This is a genomic window from Flavobacterium sp. (genome assembly GCF_031411595.1).
Classification (GTDB): Bacteria; Bacteroidota; Bacteroidia; order Flavobacteriales; family Flavobacteriaceae; genus Flavobacterium.
Genome location: NZ_JANOBI010000023.1, coordinates 35,181 through 48,408, shown reverse-complemented (window position 1 = coordinate 48,408; position 13,228 = coordinate 35,181). Strand labels below are relative to the sequence as shown.

Annotated in this window: 11 protein-coding genes and 1 tRNA gene; 9 read left to right on the top strand and 3 right to left on the bottom strand. The window is 32.9% G+C overall.

Annotation, left to right across the window (positions count from 1 at the left end; translation table 11 throughout):
• The first annotated feature begins 17 nt into the window (after positions 1 to 17).
• From RMO03_RS04730 to RMO03_RS04720, 3 genes are all read left to right on the top strand, one after another.
• Positions 18 to 99, top strand: a tRNA-Leu gene (locus tag RMO03_RS04730).
• Between the two features lie 131 nt (positions 100 to 230).
• A complete protein-coding gene (locus RMO03_RS04725) occupies positions 231 to 503 on the top strand; it encodes a hypothetical protein (RefSeq protein WP_309640938.1) in 273 nt (90 codons plus the stop codon).
• Between the two features lie 159 nt (positions 504 to 662).
• Entirely contained in the window at positions 663 to 1,325 is a 663-nt protein-coding gene (locus tag RMO03_RS04720; protein ID WP_309640937.1) for an IS1 family transposase, read from the top strand.
• Between the two features lie 96 nt (positions 1,326 to 1,421).
• Here the strand turns inward: RMO03_RS04720 and RMO03_RS04715 are convergent, their stop codons facing one another.
• Positions 1,422 to 1,613, bottom strand: coding sequence for a hypothetical protein (locus RMO03_RS04715; RefSeq protein WP_309640936.1), 192 nt, complete (start codon positions 1,611 to 1,613; stop codon positions 1,422 to 1,424).
• A gap of 497 nt (positions 1,614 to 2,110) precedes the next feature.
• Here RMO03_RS04715 and RMO03_RS04710 point away from each other — a divergent pair, with 497 nt between their 5' ends.
• Positions 2,111 to 6,274: a hypothetical protein gene (locus tag RMO03_RS04710; RefSeq protein ID WP_309640935.1), complete on the top strand. Its 4,164-nt coding sequence runs from the start codon at positions 2,111 to 2,113 to the stop codon at positions 6,272 to 6,274.
• 79 nt (positions 6,275 to 6,353) lie between these two features.
• On the opposite strand, the gene RMO03_RS04705 is transcribed toward RMO03_RS04710, so the two are convergent.
• Entirely contained in the window at positions 6,354 to 7,661 is a 1,308-nt protein-coding gene (locus RMO03_RS04705; protein WP_309640934.1) for a phage integrase SAM-like domain-containing protein, read from the bottom strand.
• Between the two features lie 310 nt (positions 7,662 to 7,971).
• Positions 7,972 to 8,472 carry a DUF6252 family protein gene (locus RMO03_RS04700; protein ID WP_309640933.1) on the bottom strand — a complete coding sequence of 167 codons (501 nt, stop codon included), beginning with the start codon at positions 8,470 to 8,472 and terminating at the stop codon, positions 7,972 to 7,974.
• Between the two features lie 213 nt (positions 8,473 to 8,685).
• Between RMO03_RS04700 and RMO03_RS04695 the strand changes: the two genes are divergently transcribed.
• The 5 genes from RMO03_RS04695 (at position 8,686) to RMO03_RS04675 (ending at position 13,197) form a co-directional block, all read left to right on the top strand.
• Positions 8,686 to 9,387 carry a 30S ribosomal protein S16 gene (locus tag RMO03_RS04695; RefSeq protein ID WP_309640932.1) on the top strand — a complete coding sequence of 234 codons (702 nt, stop codon included), beginning with the start codon at positions 8,686 to 8,688 and terminating at the stop codon, positions 9,385 to 9,387.
• A gap of 13 nt (positions 9,388 to 9,400) precedes the next feature.
• Positions 9,401 to 9,925, top strand: a complete 525-nt coding sequence (gene rimM / locus RMO03_RS04690; RefSeq protein ID WP_309640931.1) for a ribosome maturation factor RimM — start codon at positions 9,401 to 9,403, stop codon at positions 9,923 to 9,925.
• Positions 9,926 to 10,177: 252 nt separating this feature from the next.
• The gene (locus tag RMO03_RS04685; RefSeq protein WP_309640930.1) at positions 10,178 to 10,885 is read left to right on the top strand and encodes a methyltransferase; all 708 of its coding nucleotides are present in this window, start codon (positions 10,178 to 10,180) and stop codon (positions 10,883 to 10,885) included.
• A gap of 263 nt (positions 10,886 to 11,148) precedes the next feature.
• Positions 11,149 to 12,327, top strand: a complete 1,179-nt coding sequence (locus RMO03_RS04680; protein ID WP_309640929.1) for an acyl-CoA dehydrogenase family protein — start codon at positions 11,149 to 11,151, stop codon at positions 12,325 to 12,327.
• An 87-nt stretch (positions 12,328 to 12,414) separates the two neighbouring features.
• Complete coding sequence (locus RMO03_RS04675; protein ID WP_309640928.1) at positions 12,415 to 13,197, top strand: DUF3050 domain-containing protein; 783 nt, start codon at positions 12,415 to 12,417, stop codon at positions 13,195 to 13,197.
• The last annotated feature ends 31 nt before the right edge of the window (positions 13,198 to 13,228 follow it).

Below are 13,228 nucleotides of genomic sequence, written 5' to 3'. Positions count from 1 at the left end.
TTTGCACCCACAATTGAGCGGATATGGTGAAATTGGTAGACATGCCAGACTTAGGATCTGGTGCCGCAAGGCGTGTAGGTTCGAGTCCTATTATCCGCACTTTAAAAATCTCTAAAACGTTTAAATATAGCGATTTAGAGATTTTTTAATTTTATCTTCCCCTATTATTCCCCTTTTTACTTTTCCTTTCTTGAATTCATTAACTTAGATTAACTATAATTAATCTGACAATGAAAAAACAATCGTTCTTTAATATTCTTAATTCGTTAGAGTTTTCAGCCAAATCTGAAGCAGAGAAAAAATCATTATTGGTAAAATTAGAAGTCTATGTTATTGGAAAAAATGATTATCCAAATTATAATTATCACGAACATGAATTTGAAAGAAGTTCCAATAATTATCCTAAGTATTTAGGTAATGATTTTGAATTAGATGGTGAAAATTACAAATTAAATGAAGCTTTTCTTAATGAAGTTCTTGATGCCGGTAATGTATCAACTTAGGGCATGCACTTAATTTTGAAATTAAAACGCTGAAAAACAGCATCTAGTAAAAAATCTAAGTGTTGTTTTTTCTTATAGAAATCTATGCCTTCAAGATTTAAATTTTATTAGATTGTCTGAATAGAGGCTTTGTTTTGCCTACGTGTATTAAATTAGGGGATGGAAAAAGTATATTGCCCTAAGTGTAGCGGAACATCTGTTAAAAATGGATTTCAATCAAAAGTACAGCGATATAAATGTAAGCTGTGCCAAAATAAATTTCAAACTACTTATAAGTATCAAGCTTATATACATACTACCAATGCTTCAATAATCACATTGTTGAAAGAGAGTTGTGGCATCAGAAGTATAGGCAGAATTCTGAATATATCAAAGAATACGGTTCTAACCCGCATCATATCCATTGGAAAAAAATTAAAGCCAAAACCACTTTTACAAAATGGATGCTCTTATGAAATGGATGAGATTTGGACATTTATCGGCAATAAAACTAATGTTGCATGGATTACTTATGCCATAGAAAGGAAAAGCAGGGCTATTGTTGGCTTTGTATTGGGTGCTAAAACAAAGGAGAATATTCAACCTTTGGTTAACCAATTGATTTTATCTGCACCCAAGCATATCTATACTGACCGATTAAATATTTATCCTGCTTTGATTCCTAATACTATCCATAAACGGTTTCAATATTGCACCAATATTATTGAGCGAAACAATTTGACTTTACGAACTCATTTGAAACGCTTAGGTAGAAAAACGATTTGCTTTTCGAGGAGCTTTAGTGTTTTACACAGTATTTTGAAGATTTATTTTTGGGCTTAAAATTTAATAATAGTAAAGTTTAAAAGCAATCATAGATAACTGGTAGTGTTTCAAAATTAATGATAACAAAAACACCTAAGTTATAGGTGGAAAATGTTATTTGTCGTTGTCTTCTTCCTTTTCTTTGTTTGGAATTTTAATTTCGTCTATTAAGAAAAATAGACTTTTAACAATTGATTCAAAATCATGATTTTGATAATGATAAATTATAATTATAAGAATAATTACCGTCTTTAAAATTCTAGTCGTTTTCATAGTTAGTCTTTTTTGTTTTGTATTATTTTTCATAGTATTTATGTTTATATATAAATATGTTGGTTTTAGAAAAAAATCAACATATTTTCATTTGGTTATAAAATATTTACGTGGGCAAATTATTTATTCATGATGATACTTTTCGGACATGAAAATTTTTACTTTTTCATATTATTTAATATTTAAAAAAAGTTTTACGACTTAGGATTTCAGCCGTGTCAATTCCCCATATAGGAATACATCACCATTCAACCATAGAGAATCCTAATCAAATCCTTATTTGATGCAATTTCCAACGATTGTTTTATTTAATGTGTAACATGAGAAATGCACTTTTTGATTTAGTCAAATTTTATAAGATCTTTTTATTCATGGTGTGACATGAAACAATTATCCTTGAAACAATTCAATTAGGTTCATGATTGGTTGTTAAAAAACGAGGTATACCAATGACACCCACATATTTTTTGTGATTAAAATATAAATCGATTGTATTAAAAGTTACATTTGATAAACAACACTTATATCCCATGACAAGTCAGCAAATAGGAAGTAGTTTCGAAATAATTACCCAAGAATTTTTCGTCTGGTTATTTGAAAAAATTGGCTTTACCGTTACACAAACACTACCTATGAAATCTGGAAATCAAAATGGATTTGATATCTTAATAATGATTTCTAAAGATTACAATGAGAGTAGAATTTTTATAGAATGTAAAAATTATAAGTCTGATGTGGCGATTGGTAACATATTAAAAAAGGGCTTAAACTTAGAGTCAAATTATACGTTGGATAGAAATGATTTATTTATAGCCATCAACCCTAGATCTAATTTTTCAAATGATGATAATTCAGAGAAATTATCTCCAACATTAAGCGAAAAATTTAAATTCAGTTATTACCAATTAGACCTGTCAAATGGTATCAAAGAACTATTTGCTTTAAACAACTCCTTTTATAAACAACTATATGGAAAAGATGTAGATTTTGCTGTTGATGAGGAAAAAGAAATAGAGCGGTTTAAGAGTATAATTTTATCCAGAAAACCATTTAAAAAAGTTTTAATATCCGAGAAGGACAAGTCGAATTATCTTGGGGATATTAAGTTAACTGACAACTTAATCGAAAGAGAATTCTCAGAAGATAAAACAGACGGATATACTTTCTTATGGGATGAAGATAAAAGGGCAAATGAGCTTATTAAAATTCTTGAAAAAGAAAGTAAAATATTTCTCTTGGGTAATCCCGGCACAGGAAAAACGACAGAACTCATGACATTTGCTTTAAAAAATTGGAAAACAGGAGAAGTTCAAGGCTCTGTTCCAATATTTAGAAACTTGAGGGATTTTACAAATACAGATACAATAGAAGATTATTTGCCACCCCAAATCGATGAGTTAAGCAATGTATTACTAATACTTGATGGTATCGATGAGATAGCAGATATTGAGTATTTTAAATCTAAGTTGGTCGTTTTTTTAAGCAAAGAAGATAATTCTGATAAATATAAATGCATAATAAGTTGCAGGACTAATGTTTATGAAAGTATTGTCAAGGATATCAAAGGATTTAAAAAATATTATTTAAAAGATTTGTCTCGTTATAAAAGTTTAAAATTATTGACATATAAATGCGGGTCTATAATTGACAGTCTTAGCTTTAATGAAATGCTTTATGATTTTTTAAAAACTCCATTTCAGGTTGAGATATTAGCAAATTATATTAACCAATATAAAAAAACACCACTTAATACTTTTGAGCTTTGGGAAACATACATCAACACAAGATTGACGCATGATAAAAATGATAAGCTGAAAAAAGTTGAGTTGAATACTCCATTAATAAAAAAATTCTCCAAAAAAATTTCCCTTATTAATGAGTTAATGAAAAGCAATATAATAACGGAAGACAATTTATTTTGTTCGATTAAAGACAACACAAGTGACTTTAATGAATTTAAAAAGAATCCCTTAATAGATAAAAAGCCGGGTCTGGAAAACTATTTTTTTGAGCATAGAAATATTCAAGAGTATTTTGCTGCGGAATTAATATCTAGTCTTGATTTTGAAGAAATAAAAAAATTTATCCTCATCGATGGGACTGATAAAACGCACCCTTCTCTATTCAATACAGTTACCTTTTTAATTAATATTTTGAGTGATGCAAAGTATGATTCTTTGGTTCAATGGTTCATTGACAATCAGCCGGAACTCCTCTTTAAAGCAGACAAAAACAGGATTAGCAATTTTAGGGTAAAAGTTTTTCAGGGATATTTCCAATCAGAATGCATTGAAAAGACCTATTGGATTAATAATAGTAAAGTTTCAAGCGTAAAGGAAATTGCTGAATTTGGCAATTGCGAAGAAAATTTCGATTATTTAAACACAATAATTAATGATAATACAAGTCATTTTCGCGTAAGAATTTCTGCTTTAGATTTGCTTGGCCATTTTACTATTCCGACTTCCAAAAAGGAAAAATTAAAAAATGATTTATTTGGGTTGTTAAAAAGTACAACAGAAGATATAAAATCGCATATTCTAGATTTTATATACGATCAAAAACTTTGCGAAAGCGACAACAAGTATTTAGAAAAAATATTTGAGCTATTCAAAAAAGAAACCAGTAAACAAATTAATAAAGCATTACTTTCTTTAATTGAAAAACACGAACCCATTGATGATTTCTTTTGGTATGTCAAAGATGAATTTTTACGTGATAAAAAAATTATACCAAGAGATATAGTAGATGATGTGATGAGAGGAAACAGTTGGACTCTCGAGCAAATAATCATAAGATTCAAATCTTCTGCACATTTTATTGAATTTGCGAAGTACTATTTTGATGAAAACACAAATAACTTTAGTGACAACAAATTTGCAGAAGAAATAATAGAGAAGTGTTTGCATTTTGATAATTCTGAAGAAGGCTTTTTGGTAGATTTATTATCTTCTTTTGAAGATAAAACAAAATACCATCTACGGGAAAATTATCTACGGACATTGATTTTAAAAAGTAAACCAGAATCTCAAATTGCTGCGTTTCAATATTTAATTAAAAACTTTACGTCTAATAACGTCGGCTATTTCCTTGCATCGATTACAAATGAAAAAACCATTGATATTGTTATTGAAAATTTCAAAGACGGTTCAATCGAAAGTAAGGATTTGGATTTTTACAGAAATGTTATTGCCAATCATGGTAATCGGGAGTTGGCTGGTAAATTTAATAACACTATGATTGAGGCAGGCTTTACCTTTAACCATCAATTCTTATTTGAAAAAGAATTTGCGGTGGTCAAAGCTAAAAGTGATAATAAAGCACAAGAAAATTTCGACTTGCTTTTTAATAAAAGAAAATTGTTGTCAAAAATTAAAAAAATATTTGATGAAAATGGCGAACTGATTGATGAAAAGAAAATCAGAACCATCGATATGAAGTGGTACGACAACAATGGACATGGGAGTACAATCGACATGTCTTATACAGTTCTTAGCAGGATAATTTATGATATAAAGGATTCTTTAGACTACAATGAAGTTAAGAAAATATTGAAAAACCCATTAGTAATCATCTCTAAAATTAAATCACAAGTTGAGGGCTTAAAAAATTCGGGAGATAGATTTGTGGTTAGAGAGAATCAAAAGGAATTTATACAGTTATGGTGTACGAAAGTTTCTCAAAAAATCAGATTTGATAAAATAATGCAATCTAAAGGTAATCATTTCGTCATACTTGAAGATTATGAAAAATTGAAGTTGGTACTGTTCTTTATGCATAAATTAAATTTCGAATTGTCTCAGGAATTTTATCTAAACTCGATGGAGTTTTTTGATGTGGAGAAGTCGAGTGATGAAGATAAAAACTTTCAAAAACTTTCGAAAAGAATAAGTGATAAAAAACAGTTTGATGAAAGAATAATTTATAACTTATTGAACCGGGATTTAACCTATATTACTTTATCAAAACATATTCAATATGCGTTAGATAATAACCTTGTTGCAACATTCGATAAAATTAGGCAGTATCTGTTTAGTGCTAGTCATAGTTTTAATATTGACAAGAAACTTGAACAACTTTATCAATTAACAAATGATATTTATTTGTTGAAAGATTGCTGTGTAGATGCTAAATCTCATCACTGCTGGTCTGCTTTAAAAATAATGATGGATTTTAAACTAGAACCCGAATTCTGTATTAAAAAAGCAATAGAATTTCTAGAAGCGGAAATTGACCCAGAAAAAAATTATTATTATTCCAATGCACTTGCGATTTTGTTCGAACTAAATTCTTTGAATGCTTTAAAATATTTATTTTCATTTCTTAATCAAAAATCAATACCATCCTTAAAAGAAAACTCATATACACATTACAACACTATTGCGGACTATAATATTTTAGAAAAACTGTTTAAAATAATTTATCTTGAAGATAGGGGTCATATTGGTTTTAGTGGACTTAGCTCATTCCTTACAACATATGTTTCAAATCTTTCAAAATCTACTGAAGGCTATAAAAAAACTTTTGCGAAATTAATAGAGATAAAAGCAAAATTGGAAACTGCCAAATCGGATACCGGTATATTTTATATCAATAAATTAATTGATGATGCAACAGATGGTTATGTTAATTCAAAATCTAAAGCATTAAATTTTAGAGAAGCATTAAGTAAGGTTGAGCAAATACTAGCGTAGATTTTTCATTTTAATTACTGTTCTATTTTAAACATTTTATTTGTAAAACCTTTGTTTTTTAGGTTTCTGATAGTCAATTTCATGCAATTTGGGCATTCTTCCAATAAGTTTTTAACTTCTCCGCATACTCTCTAGGAGTAATTTTTATATAAGCCAAAAATTGACTTTCTGTTTTATGACCAGTAATTTTCATTATTGTTAAAGTATCTATTTTACCATATAAATTTGTAGCAAATGATCGTCTACAAATATGAGAAGTAACCAATTCGTGTTTAGGAAATTTGTCAAACTTTTTACGATGTATTACCTCCTTCCCATTCTCTTTTAACTTAATCGGTGCAATTTTAGCACCATCTACCATTTCATTCAGTTCTATTTCTTTGCAAATAATTTTGATATAGTCATTAAACTTTTGGTCGCTGATTTTTCTAGGAAAATCTCCATTCCTTTTTTCTAATATAGCTTTCACTTGATCGTGAATTGGGATAATTACCGGAAAGTCAGTTTTTAAAGTTTGCTTTTCAATGAAACCATCAATAAGGTTTTTTGGGGTAAGTTTTAGAAAATCTGAAACTCTAAATCCAGTTCTTAAACCTATAATAAACCAATCTCTTGCATTGTCTAAATAATCTTGCTCAAAGACAGCATTATATATTTGATTAATCTCTTTTTCATTCAAATAAATGTCTTTGGTTTTATTTGATGGTGTATAAAATTCGGAAAGTTTAAATTCCTTAGAAATTGCAATTCCTTTTTTGTCAGCATTATTGCAAAACAATTTTAAATCATCAACATAACCGCCAATAGTGTTTGGGTTAAGCTTTTGTTCTGTTTCTAAAAACTCAATGAATTTGGTATGAAAATTTAAGCTTAAATCCACAAGTTTTAATTTACTTCTAGTATGAGTTTCGAAAGCCAATATTTTATTTAAAGTTGTGGTGTAATGTTGAATCGTTCTGTGTTTAATTAGAGTGTTATTTCTTGTTTTCTTAGTTTTTGCTTCTTCAATAAATGCAACAATGTAATTTGATAAAAAGATAATTGCGTCAACATCGACGTTTTTAGTTTCCCGATTGAAATAGATATTAATCTTTTCTTTGAGCCAACTTGTATTTATTGTTTCCGATTTAAGTTTTGAATTTTCATATTCCTTTCTAATCGATGAATCAAGCCCTTTCAACCTAGAATTAATGTCAGTATAGTTAACATCATTTGTAGATAAAACTTCTTGCTTAGAATCGCTCCAACGTTTGTTGGGAATTTGAATTCCTGTTGAACATTCTATATCAAATTGATTACTATGTTTAAATCTGTAAAAGATAGTATTCCAATCGTTGGTTGTCTTAATTCTAAATTTACCGGTAGCCATGATTTCATATTTTCTCAAATATAAAACTATTTTTTAATTCCCCTATTATTCCCCTAAATTTATTAATTAAGCTTAATTCAACAGAATTAAATATGATTAAATTTCAAATAAATGCTTGTTAAGTACTATAAAATGAGGATTTTTTAATTTTAATTAATTTAGACTAATGTTAGGTTCTATAACTATTATCCGCACAAAAAGCTCTTCTGAAAAGAAGGGCTTTTTTTGTGGTTATCATTAAAACTTTGCTTCAAAACGTATTTTCATAAAACAAAAAAGCCGTCTCAAATTTTGTTGAAACGGCTTCATTTATTTTTAATAACAGATTTTAAGGTAAAACTACAGGTACTTTATAAAAAACACCATCTTGCAAATTAACCAAAGGTTGTCCTTCTGAGTTCGGATCAGCATTTAAAGCATTAAATCGAAAAGTTCCCGAAATACTAGAACCATCATATTGCGAAATCACTACTTCTCCATCGCCCACTCCGATGCCTGTTTCATAAACATATTGAGTATCGTTAGCCGTTAAAACATAAGATGCTTTTTTCGTAGTGCTTGTACCAAGAATGTAAGTCACAAATGTTGCTGGGTTTCTTGGATCTATTGTAGCCGGTGGAATTGGAATTTTTAATGACATAATTTCTGTTAAAGTAACCGCCTGTATAGTCAACTTACTGCCTACTCCAATAGTAGCCTTAGCATTGCCACCTTCCCACAAACCATTGTCTTTAACACCTCTAAAAACACCTGTATTATCATTGCTGATGTCTTCTCCACACGAAATTAAAGTCGAAGCAATAATTATAAAACAAAGAAATCTTTTCATTACTTTTCCAATTTTGAGAAACAAAAATAGCTTTTTAAAACATATTTTCTAATTAAAATTTGAAAAAAAAATAGTTTAACAGTTTGCTTCAAATTTTTATTTGATTTTTCTTTTTTAAAAAACAACCTTAGCATTAGTATTTTTCAAATTAAACTGTATCTTTGCGCCCTTAATTAACCGAGGTCGAGTACCTCAAAATTTAATCATACGATTATGTCAGTAAAAATTAGATTACAAAGACATGGTAAAAAAGGGAAACCTTTTTACTGGGTTGTAGCGGCAGATGCTCGCTCAAAAAGAGACGGTAAATACTTAGAGAAAATCGGTACTTACAATCCAAACACCAATCCTGCAACTATCGATTTAAACTTGGATAGCGCAGTACAATGGTTGCACAATGGTGCTCAACCAACCGATACAGCAAGAGCAATTCTTTCTTACAAAGGAGCGTTATTGAAACATCACCTTGATGGTGGCGTTCGTAAAGGTGCTTTAACTCAAGAGCAAGCAGATGCTAAATTAGCGGCTTGGTTAGAATCAAAAGCAGGTAAAGTAGATGCTAAAAAAGATGGTTTATCAAAAGCGCAAGCTGATGCTAGAACCAAAGCTTTAAAAGCTGAAAAAGTAGCTAACGAAAAACGTATCGCTGTAGCTGCACAAGCTGAAGCTGCTGTTGAAGAAGCTGCTGTTGAAGAAACTACAGAAGAAGTGGTTGCTGACGAAGTGGTTGCTGATGCTCCTGTAGCTGAAGTTGCAACAGAAGAAGTAGTAGAAGAAGCTCCAGTTGCTGAAGTGGAAACTCCAGAAGCTCCTGCTGCTGAAGAAGTTGTTGCTGAAGTTGAAGAAGCTCCGGTTGCAGAAACTACAGAAGAAGCTCCAGCTGCTGAAGAAGCAAGCGAAGAAACAGAAGCTTAATTGACAAGCGATAATGCGTAAAGAAGATTGTTTCTATTTAGGTAAAATCGCAAAAAAATTCAGTTTCAAGGGTGAAGTGCTAATCTATTTAGACACAGATGAACCCGAATTATATGAAAACATGGAATCAGTGTTTGTTGAATTCAACAACAATCTGGTTCCATTTTTTATTGAAAACAGTTCCCTGCACAAAAACGATTTCCTACGCGTGCGTTTCGAAGATGTCAAAAACGAAGAAGAAGCCGACCGAATGTTGGGAAGCGCTGTTTATCTGCCCTTAAAAATGCTGCCGAAACTCACAGGCAACAAATTCTATTTCCACGAAGTCATCGGTTTCGAAATTGAAGACCAACGTCTCGGCGTTTTCGGAAAAATCGTTGCAGTCAATGACAGTACAGCACAACCTTTGTTCGAAGTGCTCAACGGCGAAGTAGAAATATTAGTCCCAATGATTGATCATTTCCTTGTCAAAATCGACCGCGACAACAAAAAAGTTATCATGGATTTGCCCGAAGGATTGATCGAGATGTATCTTTAGGAGATTGTAAGATTTCAAGACTATAAGACCTTAAGACCCGAGGCGCAATGCGGCCGAATTGTATGGAACGTAGTGTAATAAGAAGCCGGGAACCTGCTGTCCGATACAATCTTTTGCGCCAAACACTGACACAAAAGGATTTCCACTACCATCAGGGCTAGACACCCAATTCCATTAACACACAAATCCCAAAATCTTACAGTCTTACAGTCTTACAGTCTTACAGTCTAATAATCTTAAAATCTACCAATCTTGTTCCAATTCAAACAATTCTCCATCAACCAAGACAAAACCGCCATGAAAATCGGCACCGACGGCGTCTTGCTCGGCGCATGGGCACCGGTAAATCACAACCCATTTTCTATCCTCGATATCGGAACCGGAACCGGAATCATCGCGATGATGTTGGCCCAAAGAACGGCAGCCGAACAAATCGACGCACTAGAAATCGACGAAGATGCTTACGAACAAGCTGTAGATAATTTCGAAAATTCCCCTTGGAGCGGGCGACTGTTTTGTTTTCATGCCGAACTCGACGAATTCATCGAAGAACCAGAAGACGAGTACGACTTGATTGTTTCTAATCCACCGTTTTATTCCGAAGATTTTAAACCCGAAAACGAACAACGCGATTTAGCAAGGTTTCAAGACGCCATGCCTTTTGAAGATTTGGTAGAAGCCTCCGATTTGTTGCTTTCAGAAAACGGTGTTTTTGCCGTCATTATACCTTATAAAGAAGAAGCCAAATTGATTGCTTTGGCAGAAGACTTTGATTTATTTCCCATTAAAATTACGCGTGTTAAAGGAACGACGACAACAGAAATCAAAAGAAGTTTATTGGCTTTTAGCAGACATGAAATCGTTGATATTCCCACAGACGAACTCGTGATTGAAACTGAAAGACACGTCTATACTCCGGAATACATCAGCCTTACGAAGGATTTCTATTTGAAAATGTAGCCCTAGCCCTGATAGAAGGGAAAATCCTTTTGTGTCATTTTCGACACAAAAGATTGGAATGATAGCAGGTTCCCGGCTCCTAAAAAATTAAATCAAAAAAACAATTAAATCATTTCAAACTTTGCGGCTTTGCGGCTTCGCGAGAAATTATTTTATGGCTCGCAAAGACGCAAAGCCGCGAAAAAATTATAACCATTCTTAGCTGTTTTCTCGAAAATGTTTCCTTAAATTTGCAAACGTTTTCGTAAACCAAATTAAACATTATGCGACCAGATTTATTTCAAGCTCCAGATTATTATTTGTTGGATGATTTACTCACCGAAGAACATAAATTAGTGCGTGATTCCGCTCGTGCTTGGGTGAAACGCGAAGTTTCTCCGATCATTGAAGACTATGCACAACGTGCCGAATTTCCGAAACAAATCATTAAAGGTTTGGGCGAAATTGGTGGTTTTGGACCTTACATTCCCGAGGAATATGGCGGTGCCGGTTTAGACCAAATCTCTTACGGATTGATCATGCAAGAAATTGAACGCGGTGATTCTGGTGTTCGTTCTACGTCATCAGTGCAATCGTCTTTGGTGATGTACCCAATTTGGAAATTCGGAACCGAAGAACAACGCCAAAAATATTTACCAAAATTAGCTACAGGAGAATTCATGGGTTGCTTTGGTTTGACGGAGCCGGATCACGGTTCCAATCCAAGTGGCATGACTACGAATTTTAAAGATATGGGCGACCACTATTTATTGAACGGCGCCAAAATGTGGATTTCGAATGCACCCTTCGCAGACATTGCTGTGGTTTGGGCAAAAAACGAAGAAGGAAGAATTCACGGGCTTATCGTAGAACGTGGTATGGAAGGTTTTACAACGCCGGAAACACACAACAAATGGTCGCTTCGTGCTTCGGCTACGGGTGAATTGGTTTTCAATAACGTAAAAGTTCCGAAAGAAAATTTAATGCCTGGTAAATCCGGTTTGGGTGCTCCGATGCAATGTTTGGATTCGGCGCGTTACGGAATCGCTTGGGGCGCTATCGGTGCTGCAATGGATTGCTATGACACGGCTTTACGTTATGCGAAAGAAAGAATTCAGTTCGACAAACCGATTGCTTCGTTCCAATTGCAACAGAAAAAATTAGCGGAAATGATTACTGAAATCACCAAAGCTCAATTGCTAACTTGGCGTTTGGGTGTTTTGAGAAATGAAGGTAAAGCTACTACAGCACAAATCTCGATGGCGAAAAGAAACAACGTCGATATGGCGATTCATATCGCTCGTGAAGCACGTCAGATTTTAGGCGGCATGGGCATTACGGGTGAATATTCAATCATGCGTCACAGTATGAACTTAGAATCGGTGATTACTTATGAAGGAACACATGACATTCACTTGCTCATTACGGGTGCGGATATTACGGGTATTCCGGCTTTTAAATAGGAGTCAAAAACTATTAAAGTATCGATAAATTCAATACAAAAGCTTCTTGGAAACAGGAAGCTTTTTTACTTTTACAAAAAAATTGCTATGACCATTCAAACCATCAACGATAGTATTCAAACTCAAAAAGAACAATTGCTGCAGCATTCGTTGTATCAAAAAGTGCAGACTTTAGAAGATTTGCATGGCTTTTTAGAAACGCACGTGTATGCCGTTTGGGATTTTATGTCGCTGCTCAAAGCACTGCAATCGAAACTCACTTGTACAACAACGCCTTGGTTTGCGACTCCAAATTCGGAAATGCGTTATTTGATTAATGAAATTGTTTTGGCTGAAGAAAGCGATTTGACTTTAGATGGAAAACGCCAAAGTCATTTTGAAATGTATATCAATGCGATGCAATCGTGTGGCGCCAATACTCAAGAAATTGAAAAATTTATAGCGAATGTCTTTTCACTACAAAACATATTCGTTGCCATCAAGCAAAGTCATTTACATCCAAATGTGAAAGCTTTTTTAGATTTTACATTTAGAACCATTGAAGAAGGCAAATCGCATAAAATTGCAGCAGCCTTTACGTTTGGTAGAGAAGATTTAATTCCGGCCATGTTTACTGAAATTCTCAGAAATTTTGAGAAGCATTTTCCCGAAACCGATTTACGCCAACTCATTTATTATTTTGAAAGACACATCGAACTCGATGCCGACGAACACGGTCCAATGGCAATGCAAATGATTACCGAGCTTTGCGGAGATGACGCCGTAAAATGGCAAGAAGTAACCGAAACCTCTATCCTTGCTTTAGAAAAACGCGTTGGTCTTTGGGATGCTATTGAAGAAAAGATTATGATGAATGTAACTATGGCGTAAAACCACTAGTGCAGCATTCTCGTAACTGTTA